Source organism: Campylobacter gracilis, assembly GCF_001190745.1.
GTDB lineage: Bacteria > Campylobacterota > Campylobacteria > Campylobacterales > Campylobacteraceae > Campylobacter_B > Campylobacter_B gracilis.
Genome location: NZ_CP012196.1, coordinates 327136 through 347523 on the forward strand (window position 1 = coordinate 327136; position 20388 = coordinate 347523).

Genomic DNA, 20388 nt, shown 5'->3' on the forward strand with positions numbered 1-20388 from the left:
TGGCATGAAAAACAAAAAAGACTTCGTTACCGAAAGATTTAACGCCGCCTTGATTCTAGGCGCTGCGCTGCTTACGCTTGTAGTAGTTTGCGAGATTAGCTTTTTGCGCACTAGGATCGCTACGCAGCTTGATTTGCGGACGCGCACGGCGATTACTTTACTTAAAAATACCGACGAGTCGCTTTTTAGCGAGCTTGAAATTCTAAAAGAAACTATCCTTTCTTTAGACGCAAGGCACGAAGCTATGCAAAGCAAGCTTTATGCGGATTTGATCCGTAATGTCGTAAAATCTTCTCATAGATTTGACGCTATTTTTTATCTACGCGCCCGCGGCGCGGAACAGGAGAGCTTAGCACATTTTTCATCGGATGCGCGTATTTCGGATCTTGGCGAGATACGGCTTGCGGATATCGCAGGCGAGCTAAAAAAGGATGAATGGGTATCGCGCTATATGATGATGGACGGGGCGTGGCGGTATTTTTTAATCAAGCGTGTAAATGCTGATTCATATCTGCTAGGTTTTGCCAACACCGCTAGGCCGATTGCCAGACTCTCTTCGCTGGGAGATATTTTGGTCTTTAATGCCGAAGGTAAATTTTTTAACGCTCCTGGCAGCGTAACCGATATATTAGGGCAGGATTTTGATTTTTCGCGTCTAGGCGAAGTGGTGAGCTTTGAAGACGAATCTGGGCTAAGCTTTGCATATCTTGCGAAATTTGGGGATAATTTTGTAATGGCTCACGAACGAGCCGGCTATTTTTTAGGCGCGGACGATTTTATCGTCGTAGCGCTAGCAGCAGCGATTTTAGCTTATTTAATCCTTCTAATTTCAAATTTTACGTTTTTAAAAAAGCGCGTTTTCATCCCGCTAGCGGCAGTTCAAAACGCTCTGCGCCAAGGGGATTACCACTCCAAAATTCGCGATATAGAAGCGCTAAATCCGCTAAGCTCCGTCTTAGAAATTTCTAAATCCATAGATGAGGTTTTGAAGTCTAATCTGCGCCACGGCGATTTTAGCCTCAGCTTTAAAGATGCGCTAAAATACAGCTCTCTTTCAGTGCTTAGTATCGATAACGTTGCAGGTACGATCGAAAGCGCTAGCAACGGCGCACGCGAGCTTTATGGCGATGACGTCGTGGGACGGAATATCTTCGCGCTGCAAGCAGGCTCGTTTTACGATCACGCCTATCAAACCCAGCGCGCAAACTATGTCAAAGAAAACTACGTCGTAACCCGCCAAGAGACCAAAAACGGCGTTAAAGACCTCTATGTTAAAAAATCTTATATCCGCGACGGAAGTAAAATTTCAACCCTTTTTGTGGTGCTGGATGCGTCAAAATATCGCAGATTTTACGATGAAACTAAGCAAAAATATGAGTATTTAAATCACGCGCCTATCGTTACGCTAGTGTTTGACTACACTTCGGGCAAGATCGTAGATGCTAGCAAAAATATAAAAGAGCTTTGGGGCTACGAAGCGGCGCAGTTTTTAAGCGGCGAGATAAGGCTATGGGATTTGCTGGATGAAAAGGACGCGAATGAGGCTAAAAATGAAATTTTAAACCGCTTAGCCGATATGCCCGCAGAAGAGCTAAGCTTTTCTCAAAGCTATAAAATTCGCCACAATGACAATATCCGCTATAGCTACGAAGTGAGCATCTATGTCAAAAAGTCCGCCGCCAGGGCTGCGTTTTATTTTCAAAATATCGATGACGATGTTAAGGCGATCCGCGGCTTGCAGGAGGATTTGGACTTTTATCGCACCGTAATCGAGACTAGGAATTTTTGCACCTGCTTAATCGATCTTGATGCGCAGACGCTGTCGTTTGATAAAAATTACTTTAAAATTTTAAAATATCGCGGCAAAAGACTAAATACTGCGATGAGCTTTGGGGAGTTTAGTTATGAAATTTACTTCGCGGATTTAGAGAATTTCAATAAAATGATCCGCGAATGCACCGCCGGGCTTAGGAGCGATTTTAGCTGCGAATTCCGTCTGCGAAATGCCGCTAATGCCTATACTTGGATCAGTATGCAAGGCTACGTCACCGAAAAGCACGGCTCTCGCTCGCGCCTTGTAAAAACTACGCTCGAAGATATCAGCTCGCGCAAGCAGACGGAGCTGGAGTTAAATTTAAACGCTAATGTCTTTTCGCGCTCGCTAGAGGCGATCTTAATCACAGATGAGAGCGGTCGCGTGCTGCGCGCTAATAACGCCTTTTATGAAATCACCGGCTATAGCGAAAGCCAAACCATCGGCAAAATTCCAAATTTCTTCGCTCCTACAGAGGGTGGAGCGGACGTGATGGAGAGGATTAGAAAAAATCTCGTCGGCAAACAGACCTCTTACAAAGATGAAATTTACGGACTAAAAAGAGGTGGTGGCACCTTTCCTGCGCTATTTACGGCAATTGCGATAAAGGATGATTTTTCGCTTACTTCAAATTTCATCTTGATGTTTACCGAAATTTCGCAGATCAAGCAAAAAGAGAGCGAGCTAGCCAAGATCGCCCATCATGACGCGCTTACTGGGCTTCCAAATAGAGTGTATTTTATGAAGGCTGCGCAGAGATTTACGGCAAACTCGGGCGAAAATTCCAAGCTTATGGCAGTGCTTTTCATCGATTTTGACGGCTTTAAGGCGATCAACGACACCTACGGGCACGAGGTCGGCGATATGTTTTTACAAGCGATCTCAAAGGCGATGAGCGGGCTGCTGCGTAAAGGTGATATTTTAGCGCGCCTAGGCGGTGATGAGTTTGGCGCCATCATCGGCGATCTGCAAAGCAAGGACGCCGCGCATGTGCTATTAGATCGCCTGCTTGGGATTTCAAAGATGAAATTTAACCTCAAAGGCAATGAAATCAGCGCAAGCATCAGCGTTGGCGCAGCATTTTACGACGGCAGCGAAAAGATCGATTTTCCAGGACTTTTATCGCGCGCGGATAGGGCGATGTATCGCGCCAAAACGAGCGGTAAAAACCGCTACTGCATCTTTGAGCGCGCTGAAGCAGACGGACCTAGCGAAGAAGGGATTGCTGCAGCGATCGAAGAGGGGGAGTTTTTCGTGCTCTATCAGCCGATCATTAGCGGCGCGCAGATTTACGGATATGAGCTGCTTTTACGCTGGGATCGCGGGAAGCGCGGAATTCTTGCTCCGCAGGATTTTGCGCAGATATTAAGCGAGCCTCGATTTGAATTGCCAATCTCAAAATTTGCGTTTTCAAAGATGATGGAATTTAACGCTCAAACAGGCGCAAACTGCTCGATAAACGTAAGTTTAGCCGTGCTTACAAACGACGAATTTTACGATTTCGTAGCTCACAGCTTGCGAGACAGGGCTAATGCAAAAGGCGAGTTGATGTTTGAGATAACCGATTTTAGCGAGCAAAATTTTAAGGAATTCGCCCCTGCGCGTGGGCGTTATGCAGATCTTGGGATTAAATTTGCCCTTAATAGTGCAAATAAAAATAATATCCCATTCCTGAATGCCCAGCCTTTCGATATCGTTAAAATCGACCGCGAGCTCTGCCTTGACATAGGCAAGAAAAAAAATGCTATCCGAACGATGGTGGAGATCACAGGCAAGCTAAAGCGGGAGTTTGGATTTGCTCTCGGCGCTCAAGGGGTCGAAAACGCGCTATCGCTGCGACTTTTAAATAATCTAAAATTTAACTATCTTCAGGGAAATTTTATCGCAAAAGCGCTGGATCGCAAGGAGATAGACGCTTTCATCGCGCGATTTAAAGATACGCCGAAGCTCGCAGCCATCGACAAAGATGAGTTTATCAGCTTCTTAAACGCGCTTGATTACAAAGAGCTTGCTTTAGGCTTCATCGCGCGCGGTCAAACGGGCGAGCTTAGCCCGGGAGAATTTGAAAGCTTTAGAGCGAAATTCGGCGAAATTTTAAATAAAACTCAAAGCGCGGGCAGCGAAAAATTTGCGCTAAATACAGAAATACGTAAGCAAATTTTAGATATTCTTTCGCTTGATTATCGCGCTTTAGTAAGCTTCATTCAGAGCTTTAAAACGCGGCTGAATCAGTTCATAAGCGATTTGGAGGCAGCATGATAGATAGCGTTAGCGCCGATTTTGATCACGAGATACCCAACGGCTCGAGACTTTATTTCGGAAAGAGCGCGCAGCTCAAGCGCGAGCTGGAAAATAAAGCGAGCGAAATTCTCGTTAAAAACGGCTTTAGTGAAATTTTAACGCCATATTTTTCATATCATCAGCACCTAAGCGTCGCACCGCAAAAGCTTCTCAAGCTCTCCGATCCCACGAACCACGAGCTCGCGCTTCGCGCAGACAGCACCGTGGACGTCGTGCGTATCGTGCGCAAGCGGCTGAAAGACGATAAGCTAAGGAGGCTATTTTATGTGCAGCCGACCTTCAAATACCCAAGCGACGAGTTTTATCAGATCGGCGCGGAGCTGATCGGTGAGAAAAATTTGCCTCTTGCGATCAAAATCGCGCAGGAATTTTTTAAAGAATTTGATCTTATGCCCGCGCTTCAGCTAAGCAACATAGAAATTCCGAAAAAAATCTGCGAAATTTTAAACCTGCCGCTTGAAATTTTTGAAAAGGGCAAGATTGAGACGCTGCTTGAGCAAAATTTGCCTTGGCTGGATGCTACGGCTCGCGCCACGTCGCTAAAGGACGTGCAGGCTCTGCGCGCGCAGGTGCCTGAAGAGCTCGTGCCATGCCTAGATGAAATTTTAAGTCTGGGCGTGGATTACGAGCGTATCTGCGTTTCGCTGCTGTATTACTCTAAAATGCGCTATTACGACGCGCTATTTTTTAGATTTTTAGACGCGGGCGCGGTGTATTGTAACGGCGGAAATTACGAGATTGACGGGCTAAAATCCAGCGGCTTTGCGCTGCTAGTGGATGCTTTGATAGAAAAAATTATGCAAAAGGATGAGAAATGAGTAAAGTTGACGTAGTAATCGGCGCCCAATGGGGCGATGAGGGCAAGGGCAAGATCGTAGATATGATAAGCGCGAATTACGATTTCGTATGTCGCAGTAGCGGCGGGCACAACGCGGGCCACACCATTGTCATAAACGGCGAGAAATTTGCGCTGCATCTAGTTCCTAGCGGCGTGCTTCATAAAAATATCATCAACATCATCGGAAACGGCGTCGTGATCAACCCCGACGTGCTGATTACCGAGATGGCACAGTTTGAAAATTTAAAGGGCAGATTTTTCATAAGCGAGAAGGCGTTTTTAAATTTACAGTACCACTCGCTGATCGATCAGGCGCGCGAAAAGAGTAAGGGCGAGCTTGCGATCGGCACTACCGGCAAGGGCATAGGGCCTGCGTATGCCGATAAGATCGCGCGCACGGGGCACCGCGTAGTGGAGCTTTTGGAGCCTGAAAGGCTTGCCGAAGCGCTATCGCGCGATTTTGCTTCGCATGAGAGCGTTTTTGAAAAAGCGGGGGTTAAAATCCCTAGCAAGCTTGAAATTTATGACGAGCTAAAGCGCTATAAAAGCGCACTCGAGCCATACATCGCCGATACCACGCACATGCTGTGGAAGGCGCTTGATTACGACAAGCGCGTACTCGTAGAGGGCGCGCAAGGAAGCTTGCTTGATATCGATCACGGCACCTATCCTTACGTCACGAGCTCGACGACTATCGCGGGTGGGGCTTGCAGTGGGCTCGGACTCGCACCGAAAGACATTGGCACGGTGATGGGAATTTTAAAAGTCTACACCACCCGCGTGGGCAACGGCGCGTTCCCTACCGAGGATAAGGGCCCGCAAGGCGAGGCGATGCGCGAGATCGGCAAAGAGTACGGCACCACGACGGGGCGGGCGCGCCGCTGCGGCTGGTTCGACGGAGTGGCTACGAAATACGCCGTGCGCCTTAGCGGCATCGACAAGCTCGCGCTTATGAAACTTGACGTCCTAGACGGCTTTGAGAGCATTAAAATTTGCCGCGCATATCGCTACAAGGGGGAGGAGATCGATTATTTCCCGATCGATTTGGAAGCTGCCGAGCCGGTTTATGAGCAGATGCCGGGCTGGGACAGCGTCAAAGGAATTTCAAAATTTGAGGATCTGCCGCAAAACGCGCAAAATTATATCCGCAAAATAGAGGAGCTAAGCGGCGCGAAGGTGGGCTTTATCTCTACCAGTCCCGAAAGAAGCGACACGATAATTTTATAAAATCGGGCGGAATTTTAAGAATTTTAAAATTCCGCCGTTTGCAAACGCGGGCGGCGCGACCGCTCATAGAACTGAATTTAAAGGAACGATCATGCGAATACGACTACCACACGTGCCATATATCGCGCATAAAATAGCGCTGGATCTGCTAAACTCGGGCTGCGTTACGCTTAGTGCGGGCATAGAGCCCGTCGCCAAGGAAGCAGACGAGATCATAAGAGCCGATCTGCAAAAAGAAAGAGCGATAGACGAGCGCGCGAACGAGCTAATAGACGAGCGCGTAAGCGAGCTAGATGAGATGAGCGTGAATAAAAAAGATATGTTTTGGCTCATCAAACGCCACATCGCAAACGACGAGAATTTTGAGCTAAATTTCGAGGATCGCTACGGCACCATATCGCATAAAATTTTAGAAACCGTTTGGAAGAAAAATTTGATCGATTACAAAGTCTCGGAAAACAGGCTAAAGACGATAATTTATAACGCGATCGACGAATATCTTAAAAATTATCAAAAGATTGAGGATGCGGTCTATGAAAAGATCGAGGGCTACAAGCAAAAATTGATCCCCGGCACCGAAGAATACGAGCTTGTGTTTGAAAAGCTCTACGAAGAGGAGCTAAGAAAACGAGGCATGCTGTAATGAACGCGTATATCTACATAGAAAACGGCATCTATCTGCAAGCCAAAGCGTTCGGCAAGGGCGGTAGCGCGTTCGGCGAGCTCGTGTTTAACACCTCCGCCACCGGCTACGAAGAGATCATTTCAGATCCTAGCTACGCGGGGCAGTTTATTATTTTCACTATGCCTGAAATCGGTATCGTAGGGATCAACGAAAACGACAAGGAAAGCTCCAAAATCCACGCCAGCGGAATTTTTGTAAGAAATTTTAACAACGAGCCTTCAAATTTCCGCTCGCAGATGAGCTTGGAGGATTATTTTCTGCAAAACGGAAAATTCGGCGTTTACGACATCGACACTAGATTTTTAACCAAAATGCTGCGCGATCAGGGCAGTCTGCGCGCCTTCGTCTCTACGCAGATCAGCGATAAGGCGGCTCTTAAAAAGGCGCTTAGCGAGTCTGCGCGCATAGAGGAGATCAACTACGTAAGCATCGTAAGCACGAAGGCGCCATATAAGCACACCTCCGGTCGCTGGGACGCCGCGCGCGGAAGCTACGCTCAGCCCGCAAGCTGCGGCAAAAAGATAGCCGTGATCGATTACGGCGTCAAGCGAAATATCCTAAACGAGCTTTGCGATCTGGGGCTCGGCGTCGAGGTTTTTCCGCACGACGTTACGGCAGAGAGCCTGATTGCTAAGCTTAAAGAGGGGCAGATTGACGGCGTGTTTTTATCAAACGGCCCGGGCGAGCCTCGCATGCTTAAAGAGGAGATCGTGCAGATCAAAAAGATGGTCGAAGCGCGCGTGCCGATTTTTGGAATTTGCCTAGGTCATCAGCTGCTAAGCAACGCGATGGGGTATGAGACCTACAAGCTGAAATTCGGCCAGCACGGCGCAAACCACCCAGTGCAAAATCTGCGCACCAAATCGATTGAGATCACCGCGCAAAACCACAACTACAACGTTCCAGAGACGATTGCGCAGATCTGTGAGATCACGCACCGAAATCTTTTCGACGGCACGATCGAGGGGGTGCGCTACAAAGACTATCCCGTATTTTCGGTGCAGCATCACCCAGAAGCCAGCGCGGGGCCTACCGAGAGCAAATATATCTTCAAAGAATTTCTTGAGATTTTATGATTTTTAAAATTTTGCCCGTATGAAATTTTACCGCGGTCGCGCGGTAAAATTTTAAATTTACGGCAAGCTTTAAATTTTAATGCGGTCTTTGCGTCGTAAATTTAAAGCCCGTCGCAGTCTGGATGATTGCAGGCTGGAGCGGTACGCAAAGTGTGCTTTTGCGGGCTGAGGATTGCCGCGGTGATTTTGGATTAAGCAGCTTTTTGGATGAAACGAATCTGTGCTAGTCGCGGTTTTAAATTTAAACCAGCTGCGCGCTGCATGCTTTTCATTCGTGTGATTTCGTGTCCGTATAACTTCTAAGCTCGCAGCTAAATTTCATGCGTTTTAAATTTAAAAATTGGGCTTGGTGCGCTTAGCCCTTTCAAAACAGATCCTGCGGTACATTTAGCATGGCTTCAAGCTCTTAAATTTGACGAACCATTTTGTTGCCGTTAAAAGTTACGCTAGTAAGCTGCCTTGCCGTCCGTAAAATTTTATCTAACGCCGTTTACCCACTAAAACCTTATCAGTGCTGTTTCATTTCCCTCTAAAAGCCATTTGCCTAAAATAAAATTCCGCTCCGCCGCGTAGTGAAATTTTACCTGCGCTAGCTTTAAAATTTTACTTTCAGTCGTTATTAAATCTCTTTCGCACCGATAAGATTTAGCCCGCATCACTTTAAATTTTGCCCATTCCTAGGCTGCAGTTTTTATCCACGCTTGTTTTTTAATCCCGCCCATATTTGCGCCTAAAATAAGAGTTGTGTTACTTTATGAAATTAAATTTTTAACTTAACATTATTTTAAGCTCAATAAAAGAGAAAATTTGAAAGAATTTCGTTTGAAATTTCGCCTTGAGGGGTCTGCTATGAGCTGCGCTTTAAAAGAGCTGGACGTCTTGCTAGTCGAGGATGATACTAAATTACTAGCCTCGCTGCATAAGGCGTTTGAGGGTATTTTTAATAACGTTTACAATGCCCAAAACGGGCTTGAAGGTGTAAAAAAATTCAAAAAATTTAGTCCTAATCTCGTCATTACCGACATTCTAATGCCGATCGAGGATGGGCTTGAGATGATACGTCAGATTAAGCAGATCTTTCCACATGCCCCTATCGTGGTGCTTAGCGGCTTCAGTAGGGAGGAGCAGCTAAAAGGCGTTATGGAGATTGGCGTCGAGCGGTATTACTTTAAACCGGTAGATATCGCCGCATTTGTGTTAGAGATAAGTGCGCTAATGAAGTCTAAGCTGGACTCTGTACGAGTCGTAAATATGGGCGCAGGCTACGTATTTGACGGGCTTCGCTGTATTTTGCTGAAGGATGGCGAGCAGATCGTGCTTACTAAAAAGGAGCTTTCTTTTGTCTCGCTGCTAGCCAGTCGCGTGGGCGAGCTGGTGCTTTACGACGAGATCAAGCATTATGTCTGGACCGAAGGAGCCGTGAGCGGTACGGCGCTTCGTACCTTCGTCAAGCGTATCCGCGATAAAGTGAGTGGAGAAATCATAAAAAACGTCCCGAGCCTGGGATACAAGATCGAGCTTGAGCCCGCTTAAATTTGATCGCGTTTTTGCCGCTTTGTAATTTATCGAATTGCACTCGTAAAATTTTGCGTTTAAATATGCCGCGATTAATGCGGAGCGAGGTAGAATTCCGCGCTCAAAGCGCCATAGATTAAAATTTTACGCTCATCCGAAATTTGCTAAATTTGACTTGATAAAATTTAGCCTCTCAAGCTTTTCAAAAACTTCTTTGCTTAAAAGCCCAAACTAAAAATTTCTTGCTAAAATATCGCAAAATTCCGCGTTCTGCGAATCGCTCTAAAGGATTTGTTTTGAAAAATTTGCCCTCTAAAAATCTCTTTGTCTACACTAGCTCGCGTGCGCTACGCGCGGCGCTGCAAAACGAGAGCGGCGGCGTGTTGGCGCCCAGGATTACGTTGGCGGAATTCTACGAAAAGGCGCTTTTTGTGCCGGATCTTGTCGCTTGCGGTGAGATAGACCGCGCGCTTTTTATGAAACAAGCGGTGAGCGAGAGCAAGCGCGCGGGCGAGAGGCTTAAATTCCCTAACGAGCTTTACGAGTTTATGCGCAACCGCGAGTATCTTTTCGGTTTTTTCAAGGAGCTTGCGACGGAGCGCGTGAGTATCGATGCGCTCGATCTTAGCGACACCTACGCGTGGTACGCCGAGCATTTTGAAATTCTGCGAAAGCTAGCGGGGGCGTATGCAAGGATTTTGCGCGAGCATGGATTTTACGACGAGATCACGCTGCCCGCGCTTTATGAGCTAAACGAGTCCTATCTGCGCGGATTTGAACGGATAGAAATTAACATCGACGGCAATCCTAGCGCATTTGAGTTCGAGGTTTTTAAGCGCGCTGCGGAGCTGAGCGAGGTCGTACTGAGCTTTAGAGCCACGACTTTAAATTCCAAGCCCGTGCGCGCGGTGGAGGAGCTTTGCGGCATAAGCCTAGAGTTAGGTTTTGCCTACCGCGTAAATCTTAGTACGGGTGAAATTTCAAGCCGAGAGCTGCTAAGCGTGGGCGGAGCGGTTGTGTGTAGAGGCTTTGAGCTGCGAAGCTTGCAGGCGAGCTACGTTTTTGAAAAAATTTCATCCTTTGTGCGCGCGGGCATCGCGCCGGAGAGCATCGCGGTGATTTTGCCCGACGAGAGCTTTGCCGGCACGCTGCGGCTTTATGACGAGCGCATCGCAAGGGCTCGCGGCTCGCACCGCATGCTAAATTTTGCGATGGGAGAGAAGCTTAAAGATAACCTATTTTATGTAACGCTAGAGAAAATTTCGCAATGCTTAAAAGAAGCACGCACGCCGAAATTTGGCGTAGATTACCGCGCATTCAAAAGTCCGGATGGAGGATTTTTGGATGCGGAGGATTCCGCAGTACAGCAAAATTTAGCGCTAGGGAATTTCGCTTCTGATAATTCTGCATCGCAAAATTTCGCACAGCAAAATTCCGCGTTTGATTGCGAAATTTTTTCAAATTCTAAAACGGATTTAAATTTTATGTCTGCACGAGAGTTTGAAAATACGGAAAATTTTGAAATTCTGCGCGAAATTTCGGCGGAACGCGCGAATAGCGCGGAGGAGCAAAGTTTTTCGCTAGATCTTGCAGAGTTTCAAGAGCCCTTGGAGTGTGCGCAGCAGCGCGATTATTCGGTTAGTGCAAAACGGCAGGAGCCTTCAAGGAAGCAGCAAGGGAGCCTACGATACTCTATGCAACTGGAGCATATAGAGCTTGAGGAAGAAGATGGGTATTCAAAAAGCCCTAAACAGCGCGATCGCTTTAGGCGCTCTAAAATACGCGAGGGCGCAGATGAGTATCCGCAGCGCTCAAACCCACAGGAGCTTGATCTATTTTTTGCGAGTGTGGGCGTGGATGAGGCACTTTTTGGTGAGTTCGCATGCGATTTTGCAAAGCAAGTAAGCTTCGAGCATTTCGAGGCGCTAATTACCAAGCTCGCCTGTTTACCCAAAATTAGTGACGCGCTGCTGCAAGAAAAGCTAAAAGAGCCGCTATATCTAATTAAAATTTTGCTTCGAAAATTTAAGGACGAAAACCTAAGCTTGGGCAATCTAATCGATCTTTTTTTGTTAGAAATTTCGCGCATTAAGCTTGATGATGTTCGTGGCGGAAAGGTCACGGTAATGGGGCTTTTAGAGAGCCGTGGGCTACAATTTGACGGCGTGATAATCCCCGATTTTAACGATGATCTGGTGCCAAAGCGCAGTAGCGGAGAGATGTTTTTAAACTCCGCTTTGCGCGCTAGAGCGGGGCTCATCAGCCACGCAGACCGCGAAAATTTGCAAAGATTTTACTACGACGGCTTGCTAAGAGGCGCTAAAAAAAGCGCGATTTGCTATCTGCAAAGCGTCGAGAAACTGCCTTCGCGGTTTTTGAAAAGCTTTGAAGTGCAACAAGACGCGGAATTTTCGCAGGAGGATTATTTGCGGCTTTTTGGGAGAGAGGAATTTAAGCCCGCCTTATGCGGACAAGAAGATCCCGTGGCTCGCCATGATTTTTTTGCCGAGGAGCTGTCGTTTTCGCGGCTGGATACGTTTTTAGAATGCAAGAGGAAGTATTATTACCGCTACGTTTTCGGGCTGAAGGAGGGGCTAAAATTTGGCGAGGATAATGCGCTTTTAGGTAAAATTTTACATACGAGTTTTCAGCGTTTATATGAGCGAGCAGGAATGAAATTTAGTATGGAAAAATTCCGCTCTATTTATTCGCAGCTTGCGCGAGAAGCGGGCATCGCGCGCTTTGATGTGGAGCTTGAGCTAAAAGCTGTAGAAAAGCTAGCTAGGCTTTTGGAAGGGCATGAGCAAATTTGGAGCTTTAGCGGTAGTGAAGTATCGCTAAAAGGCGAGCTTGACGGAGTGCGGCTGAGCGGGCGGATCGACCGTATCGACGAAGATAAGGCAGGGCGGAAGTTCATCATCGATTACAAACGTGGTTCAGCTAAAAAGCATATGGAAAAATTTCAGCTTACGTTTTATCGCGCGCTTTTAGCCCAGGAATGCGAATGCGCCTATCTGTCGCTAAAAGATTGCGCGTTTGCAGCTCCTGGCGACAAAACGCCTAGCTTAGAAAATCTGCGCGAGACGCTAAGCTCTATCGGCAAGGAATTTGCAAGCGAGGTTGCTTTTACGCGCACGGAGGCGGTGCAAAGCTGCGAATACTGCGATTATAAAATCATTTGCAAGGGGCAGATCGATGGCAAAATTTGAAAATTATCTGGCGCTTGAAGCAAGCGCAGGCAGCGGCAAGACCTTCAATCTCGCAGTAAGGTTCATCGAGCTGGTGCTAAAAGGCGAGCCGATCAATGAAATTTTAGCTCTTACTTTTACCAAAAAAGCTGCTGCTGAGATGAAAACGCGCATCGTGGAGAAATTTCAAAATTTGCTTATCGTGCGCGACGGCGCTCTTGTGCCAAGCCCCGAGCTGGCGCAAATTTGCGAGGATCTGAATATGAGCGCGGATGAGGTTTTGGCGGCGCAGCGGCGCCTACTACCTAAATTTTTAAACGAGAGCCTAAACGTCTTTACCTTTGATGCGTTTTTTGCAAAGGCTCTGCGCTCGTTTGCGCTAAATAGCGGCATCGATCCCGGATTTGAAAACGATGAAAGCATACTAGGCGTGCAGCAGCGGGAGTTTTTAAGCGCGATCTGTAAAGACGGCGCCATTTTAAGGGAGGTCGTGGATTATGTAAGCGACTCGGGAATGACAAAGAGCGAGTTTTTAAATAGCTTGCAAAGCATTTGGAGAGGCGATATAAGCATAAATCTGCCCACGCTTCCTGCAAGCTCGGCGCTAGCAGAGATAAATGAAATTTTATCCTGCTTGCAAAAAGCGGCGAGAGATGCGGGCGTAAGCGCTGGAGCCGTAAATGGGCTAAGCCCTGTTAGCGATTTGTCAAAATTATCTTCGGGTTTCATTCTTTCGGCTCTTGCCAACGGCAGCTTCGATTATCCGCGCTCGCAGCTTAAAAAAATTTCGCATTTTGACGGCGAGTTAGCAAGGCTAAAAGACGCCGTAGCTCGCGAAATAGCGTGGATGGATGCGACATATGCGGTTAAGCTGGCAGGACTAATTAAAATTTATGCCGAAGCGCTTAAATCGGTGCAGCGCAAAAGCGGCAAGCTCACGTTCGGTGATGTCACTGCAGCCGTGCACTCGCTGCTAAATCCAAGCGCAGAGGCGTTACAGGGCAACCGCGAGCTTTTGTATTTCAGGCTCGATTCTAAAATCACACATATTTTAATTGACGAATTCCAAGATACCGACATTTGCCAGTATGAAATTATGCTGCCGCTAATCTCTGAGGCGCTTGCTGGCAAAGGAGCGGAAGAGCGCTGCGGTAGCTTTTTTTACGTAGGCGATAAAAAACAGAGCATCTATAAATTTCGCGGCGCAGAGAGAAAAATTTTTGATATTTTGCGCGAGCAGTTTAGTCAAATCAAAACGCAGAGCCTGCCGCGCAATTATCGCAGTTTAAAACTTATCGTAAAATTTGTAAATGAGATCTTGCGCGATAAATTTGCGTCTTATGAAGATCAAATCGCGGCAAATAAGCTAGATAGCGATCTGCCTGCTTCGGTGCTGCAAAAAATCAAGGACTATCCGCTTTCTCATCCGCGAATGCCGCTATTTGAGGTACAAAGCGACGATTACGGCTATGTAGCAGCGTTTTCATACGACGACGTGCTAAAGGGGGCTGCGGAGCAAGCGCGCAGGCTTGTTGAGGAGTGCGGCGTGAGAGCTGATGATATCGCGATTTTATGCTGGAAAAACGAGCATGTAAGCGCACTAAAAGAGATGCTATCAGAATTCTGCGAGGTTTGCAGCGGCTCAAATAAGGCTCTGCGTTGCAGCGAGCAGGTAAATGCCGTAATTCAATACGCGAAATTTTGCGTAGGTGGCGATGAAATTTATCTACGAAACGCCGAAGCGATTTTAGGGAGGCGGCTTAAAAAAATAGCGGCCGATCTGCATAAAAATGCGCAAAAAACGGCAGAATTTATCGCTAGCGCGCTGAAATTAAATTTTGTCGATCCGGATCTACTGCTATTTTTTGAGACGCTGGCAAAATTTAATAGTTTTAGCGAGTATCTGTTTGCAAACGACGAAACGGAGGTATTTGCCAAGGAAGAAAGCGGCATTAAAATTATGACCGTGCATAAGTCCAAGGGGCTTCAGTTTCCGCATGTAATCGTCTGCGACCGCATCGGAGGAAAAGACCGGGGCGAGAGCTCAAAGCTCGCGACGGACTATGATTTTACCACGCATAAGTGGAGAATTTTTTATAAATTTGCGAGCAGAAAGAGCCTGGATGCGGAATTTGCAGCATTAATGGATGAAAACGATCGCTCTGCGCATGAAGAGGACATAAACAAGCTCTACGTGGCATTTACTCGCGCTGAACGCTCGCTCATCATCGTAAAACGCTCCGAGTCAAAAATAGATCAATACAATTATAGCTTTTTTTCGCCTTACGCCAAAAAGACCAAGGGTGCGGGCGTCGTGGAGTGGCTGGATATCCCGGATTTTCAATACGGCTACGTAATCCCAAGCTCCGTAAAATCAGAAGAGAAGCCGCCGCAAAAAAAGGTCGCGCTCGTAGTGGGCGAGCCTCAAGGCGCGCAAGAAAAAGCAGGCGGTGGCGAAACGGAGGCGCTAAGCGCGATATATTTCGGCGAGGCGCTTCATTATGCTCTGGAGATGAGCGAAGGCTTTGCCGCAGATGAAATTTTACGAGGAGTAAGCCTGGCAAAAGGTCGCTACGCTAAATTTTTAAATGACGCGGATTTTGAAAATATCGCTGCGCGGGCGCTAGGACTAAGCAAAAACGAGGAATTTTTGACTCTGATAAAGGGCGCTCAAGCTTATAAAGAGATGCCGATAAAAAGCGCGGAGGGTGAACTTTTGCGCGTGGATCTGGCGTGCTTTAGGCGGGATGAAATTTTGCTTTTTGATTACAAGAGCTCCGAAAAATACCTCGCGCAAAACAAAGCTCAAGTGGCGCGATATAAAAGCGTGATCCGCGAGTTTTATCCGCATGCGCGAGTGTGCGCCTTCGTGCTGGCTCTCGAAGCTGCGAGTGCTAGGCTGATCGAAGTGAATGATGAGGGATAAAATTTTAAAGCTTAGATGAAATTTGAGCGCAGATATATTAAAGATAGCTTAAATTAAGCTATACGTAAGGATATTTCTATATAATCACAGCTCAAATTTTAATAAGGCGGAAACCATGACAGAAATTACAAAGCCTAGCGAAGTTAAGCGCGACTGGGTCGTTATCGACGCGACCGACAAAAGATTCGGTAGGATGCTTACCGAAGTTGCGGTATTGCTACGCGGCAAACACAAACCAAGCTACACTCCAAACGTGGATTGCGGAGACTACGTCGTTATCATCAACGCTTCAAAAGCCGTATTTACCGGCAATAACAAAGGCGACGATAAACTTTATCACAGCTACTCGGGCTATTTCGGAAGCGTAAAGAGCGTGAAATTTCAAGACCTGCTTAAAAACAATCCCGCAAAGCTCTACAGACTTGCGGTTCGCGGCATGCTTCCTAAGACGAAGCTCGGCAAGGCGATGATCAAAAAGCTATTCGTATATGAAGGCGGCGAGCACCCTCATACTGCGCAAACAACTAAAAAAGGAAAATAATCATGGCGACAATTTATGCAACCGGAAAGAGAAAAACTGCCGTAGCTAAGGTTTGGGTAAAACCTGGAAGCGGCAAGATCGTAGTAAACGGTATGGATCTAAACACCTGGCTAGGCGGTCACGAAGCGATCAAGCTAAGGGTTGTTCAGCCGCTTTTGGCGACTAAACAAGAGACCTCGATGGACATCACCGCGCAGACTTTGGGTGGCGGATATTCGGCTCAAGCGGATGCGCTAAAGCACGGAATTTCAAAAGCGCTTGCCGCGATGGATAAGGATTTTAGAGCGGCTCTTAAGCCAAAAGGTCTGCTAACTCGCGATAGTCGCGTGGTCGAGCGAAAGAAATTCGGTCGCCGCAAAGCGCGTAGAAGTCCGCAGTTCTCTAAGAGATAATGTTTTTTACAAATTTGTGGCGAAATTGTCGCAAATTTGTAAATTCTTTAAAAATTTTATGGTAATATCGAATTACAACTTTATTTGAAAGGATGTTTAATGAAGAAAGTTCTACTTGCATTAAGCTTATGTGCATCCGGCGCATTGTTCGCTAGCGATGCTGATTATCACTGGGAGATCACCCCTACTGTTGGCGGAATGACTCATGAGGGCAATATGGATTTAGATTCGAATTTTATGTTCGGTCTACGCCTTGCTAAAAACCTACAGAATTCATTCATCGATCAATTAGAGGCAGGTTTCGATTACTCTCGTCATATCGGGGTAGAGGATCTAGCTTACAGAGCTGGTAATGCTAAGCCTAGCGCTAGATACTACCACATCAATGCTGTAAAAGACTTGGTAAATTTCACCGATAATTTCAAGCTATACGGTTTGCTAGGTCTTGGATATATGGATTACACTAAAGATGTTTACAACGATGGTGATCAAGATAGCGGCTTCGGTCAATACGGCTTGGGTCTAAAGTACTACATTACCGACAATTTCGCTACAAAACTTGAGGCACGCGATGCTATCAGATTTGACGACGGCAACCACGTATTGTTCTATACTCTAGGCTTTGCAGTTGATTTTGGCAAGAGATATGCTGATGCAGCTCCAGCTGCCGCTCCGGCTCCTACAGGCTGCAAAGATGCAGATAACGACGGCGTATGCGATAATGTCGATAGATGCCCAGGCACACCTGCTGGTGTAGTTGTAGATGAATATGGTTGCGAGAAGGTTATTAGATTAAATTTGGGCGTAAATTTCGCTACAGATAGCTCAAAAATTTCCCCTGAGTTTATGAATCAGATCAAAAACGTAAGTGACGTGCTAGTAGCTCACCCTGATTACAAAGTAATCTTAGAGGGTCACACCGATAGCACCGGTTCGAACGCATATAATCAAAAGCTTTCCGAGCGCAGAGCTGCTGCAGTTGGAGGTGCGCTTAAGAGCTTCGGCGTAGATGCCAGCAGAATCACCACTGTAGGATACGGCGAGACTAAGCCTATCGCTACAAACGCTACTAAAGCAGGTCGCGCTCAAAATAGACGCGTAGATGCTAAATTTAGAAAATAATCTTTTCTAAATCCACATAAGCGGAGCTTCGGCTCCGCTTTTTTTATATCCAAATTAAATTTTAAAATGCTAAAATTCCAAACCACTCTGCTTTTCGATCTCGATGGTACGCTCATAGACTCCACGCCCGCGATACTGGACGGCTTTCACTACGCGTTTGCGCATTTGGGCGTTGCAGAGCCTAGCGATGAAGCGATTAAAAAGCTTATCGGACATCCGTTAGAGGTAATGTTTGAGCGTCTAGGTGTGACGCGCGATGTGCAGAATTTCGTGCTCGCCTACAAACAGCGATACGCGCAGACTTTTTTGGATCAGACCGTTCTGCTAAGCGGTGCGTTCGAAGCGGTTCGCACGGCGAGCGAGTTTACAAATTTAGGCGTCGTGACAACCAAGACGTCGAAATTTTCTAAAATTTTATTGCAGCATCTTGGTATCGCGGAATTTTTTGGCACCATCGTCGGACGAGAGGACGTGCAAGATCCCAAACCAAGCGCCGAACCGATCTTAAAGGCGCTCGAAAATTTAGGAATTTGCGGCGCGACCGCTAGCAAAAGCCCGCATGCGGCTCGCGGTAAAACTCACGACGCGACTGCCGATGAAAATACAAGCGCTGCTAGCAGGAGCGCGATTTTGAGTGAAATTTCAGTGCCTGATTTAAAGAGTCTTCCTGCGCTTGATCCTAATCCTAGCAAAGTTTACGAGCAAAATTTAAGTAGCATCGCGAGTCAAAATTCCGATAGAATTTCGTTTAAAAATTTAAGCGAAGCAAAGAGCGATGGATACGAGGCTGGCGATAAGGGTCAAAAGAGCGGTGTCAGCATCGAGGGCGAGAGCGATAAAGGCGGCGCGCGCGGCGGTGAAATTTATGATGCACATGAGCTAAATTCCACTACTTGTTATGACAAAATTTGCAGTGACGAAATCCTGCCTTCTGTAAGCCAAAATATCTTTATGATCGGCGATACGCTACTTGACGCCATCGCGGCAAAGTCGGCAGCGGTGCGAAGCGTGGGCGTAAGCTGCGGCTACGGCAATGCCTCGGAGCTACGGGCGTATTTCGAGTTCGTATGCGCGGACGCAAAAGAGGCGGTTGAGTTGATACGCGAAATTTCATCGAAATTTTAGGCGCGACGGAGCGAAATTTTTCTAGCTTCGATGCGTTATTTTTGCAAATACTTATAAGCGAACCCGCGCCCGAAATTTAAAATTTGAAATTTTCAATTAATTTTGAGTTTTAAACAGCGCGCGATATAAATGTCCGCGCTATTTAGCTGAAGGGACAAGGCGCCTTCTAAGTGTTCAAGCGATACGCGGAGTTAAATTTCGCATCTTTCTGCTCTGGTCTGGCAAAATAGCCCGTGTGCCGTATCAACGATGTATGAGAAAATTTTACCACAGTCAAATTTTATGCAATTTTGCAATGTTTTTTGAGCCTGCGAACGGCTTTTGCAAGAAATTTTATACAAGCTTCGCGCTCAAATTTTGGCTTTGATTTTAGTTTATACTCCACCTTATCGTGATAAATTCTACGCGCCGCTTGAGGCAAGTATTTGACAGACTTATTGCGCGATCCTGTTGCAAGCCTATTTGGTGCTTATTTAGGCGCCGTATTCAGGTTTAGTCGCAATTATGCTCGCTACGGATTTTCGGTTTGATTTATAGCATTTAAGGCCACGCCCGCGCCCAGCGAGCGCTAAACATATATGTTTTGAAGGCAGGCTTATATGCTAAAATTTCATCCTGCAACAAATAGCTCGCAAAGGCGTAAATATAGGATAAACTAGCCAAATTTTAAAATATGGCTCCGCGGCGAGTAGCCATATTTTTTTATCGGAACCTATGAAAGCAGCGTTAGCTTTTGCGTTTGAATTTTATCGTTTCGGCGTAGCAGGGCTTTAAATTTGATCTAAAATTTTGCAAAATTTTAAAATTCCACCCGCTCTTATGCTTTTTTAAAGCAAAATTCTATAAAATACCGCTTTCGCAATGGGCTATCGTCTAATGGCAGGACAACAAACTCTGGATTTGTGAATATAGGTTCGACCCCTATTAGCCCATCCACTTAAATTTTTTAATCCCCTTTATCATAGCTAGCGTTTGAAATTAATTTGCGCGGCGCCTTTGCAGATCGTGGCAGCATTCGCCAGCTAAAGTAAATTGCGCCAAGCCATAAATAGGCAAAATTTTATCGAACCAATAAGTAAGCGTGCCGCTTTAAAGCCGGCGGATTATTTGATTTTTTCTTTGCCTTTGTAAGTGGCGATGCTTTGATACGAGCCGTCTTTTTTAAACGCTACCACATCATAGACCTCGGGCTGTGAGCCTTGCTCCATACCTGGCGCTTCTAGCGGCATGCCAGGTACTGCTATGCCGATAACGTCTTTAGGCTTATTTTTTAGTAATGTGCGGATCTCACCTGCTGGCATATGCCCTTCGACTACATACCCATCTATGATCGCGGTGTGGCAGCTAGCGAGCTCCAGCGGAAGCTTGAGCTCATTCTTCTTCTGGATAAGCGGCTCGTCGGCAAGCGAAATCATCTCGACTTCAAAGCCATTTTGCTCCATATATTTTGCCCAGTTGTGACAACAGCCGCAGCTCTCGCCGTGATAGACCTTGATGTGTTCGCCCGCCGCCGCATAGCTACCTAATGCCGCTAAAAGCGCACCTGCAAATAAAATTTTCTTCATATTTTACTCCAGTGATTAAAAGTTCTCGATTATACAATACGAATAGTAAATTTTTAAGAGTGAACCGTAGGATT

At 46.5% G+C, this 20388-nt stretch carries 13 protein-coding genes and 1 tRNA gene; 13 read left to right on the forward strand and 1 reads right to left on the reverse strand.

Annotated elements, in window-relative coordinates:
* Positions 1-4 precede the first annotated feature (4 nt).
* The 13 genes from CGRAC_RS01770 (at position 5) to CGRAC_RS01830 (ending at position 19685) form a co-directional block, all read left to right on the forward strand.
* Positions 5-4072, forward strand: a complete 4068-nt coding sequence (locus tag CGRAC_RS01770; protein ID WP_005869690.1) for a diguanylate cyclase domain-containing protein — start codon at positions 5-7, stop codon at positions 4070-4072.
* Positions 4069-4932, forward strand: coding sequence for an ATP phosphoribosyltransferase regulatory subunit (locus tag CGRAC_RS01775; RefSeq protein ID WP_005869688.1), 864 nt, complete (start codon positions 4069-4071; stop codon positions 4930-4932). Before CGRAC_RS01770 ends, CGRAC_RS01775 begins: the two co-directional genes overlap by 4 nt.
* Positions 4929-6179 carry an adenylosuccinate synthase gene (locus tag CGRAC_RS01780; protein ID WP_005869686.1) on the forward strand — a complete coding sequence of 417 codons (1251 nt, stop codon included), beginning with the start codon at positions 4929-4931 and terminating at the stop codon, positions 6177-6179. Before CGRAC_RS01775 ends, CGRAC_RS01780 begins: the two co-directional genes overlap by 4 nt.
* Positions 6180-6270: 91 nt before the next feature.
* The gene (locus CGRAC_RS01785; protein ID WP_040303379.1) at positions 6271-6822 is read left to right on the forward strand and encodes a DUF507 family protein; all 552 of its coding nucleotides are present in this window, start codon (positions 6271-6273) and stop codon (positions 6820-6822) included.
* On the forward strand, positions 6822-7940 hold the full coding sequence (gene carA, locus CGRAC_RS01790) for a glutamine-hydrolyzing carbamoyl-phosphate synthase small subunit (protein WP_005869683.1): 1119 nt from the start codon (positions 6822-6824) through the stop codon (positions 7938-7940). Before CGRAC_RS01785 ends, carA begins: the two co-directional genes overlap by 1 nt.
* An 849-nt stretch (positions 7941-8789) precedes the next feature.
* Entirely contained in the window at positions 8790-9473 is a 684-nt protein-coding gene (locus CGRAC_RS01795; protein WP_040303376.1) for a response regulator transcription factor, read from the forward strand.
* A 278-nt stretch (positions 9474-9751) separates the two neighbouring features.
* Complete coding sequence (locus CGRAC_RS01800) at positions 9752-12664, forward strand: RecB family exonuclease (protein WP_005869677.1); 2913 nt, start codon at positions 9752-9754, stop codon at positions 12662-12664.
* Positions 12651-15569 (forward strand): RecB-like helicase, encoded by a 2919-nt coding sequence (locus tag CGRAC_RS01805; RefSeq protein ID WP_050346288.1) that lies wholly within the window; start codon positions 12651-12653, stop codon positions 15567-15569. The genes CGRAC_RS01800 and CGRAC_RS01805 overlap by 14 nt, the downstream gene beginning before the upstream one ends.
* A 115-nt stretch (positions 15570-15684) precedes the next feature.
* Positions 15685-16110: a 50S ribosomal protein L13 gene (gene rplM, locus CGRAC_RS01810; protein ID WP_005869672.1), complete on the forward strand. Its 426-nt coding sequence runs from the start codon at positions 15685-15687 to the stop codon at positions 16108-16110.
* 2 nt (positions 16111-16112) lie between these two features.
* On the forward strand, positions 16113-16502 hold the full coding sequence (rpsI, locus tag CGRAC_RS01815; RefSeq protein WP_005869670.1) for a 30S ribosomal protein S9: 390 nt from the start codon (positions 16113-16115) through the stop codon (positions 16500-16502).
* Positions 16503-16601: 99 nt separating this feature from the next.
* Positions 16602-17624 carry an OmpA family protein gene (locus tag CGRAC_RS01820; RefSeq protein ID WP_005869668.1) on the forward strand — a complete coding sequence of 341 codons (1023 nt, stop codon included), beginning with the start codon at positions 16602-16604 and terminating at the stop codon, positions 17622-17624.
* 66 nt (positions 17625-17690) lie between these two features.
* Positions 17691-18749, forward strand: a complete 1059-nt coding sequence (locus CGRAC_RS01825; RefSeq protein ID WP_005869665.1) for an HAD family hydrolase — start codon at positions 17691-17693, stop codon at positions 18747-18749.
* A gap of 862 nt (positions 18750-19611) precedes the next feature.
* Positions 19612-19685 (forward strand) — tRNA-Gln (locus CGRAC_RS01830).
* Between the two features lie 167 nt (positions 19686-19852).
* On the opposite strand, the gene CGRAC_RS01835 is transcribed toward CGRAC_RS01830, so the two are convergent.
* Positions 19853-20314: a DUF411 domain-containing protein gene (locus tag CGRAC_RS01835; RefSeq protein ID WP_005869662.1), complete on the reverse strand. Its 462-nt coding sequence runs from the start codon at positions 20312-20314 to the stop codon at positions 19853-19855.
* Positions 20315-20388: the final 74 nt, after the last annotated feature.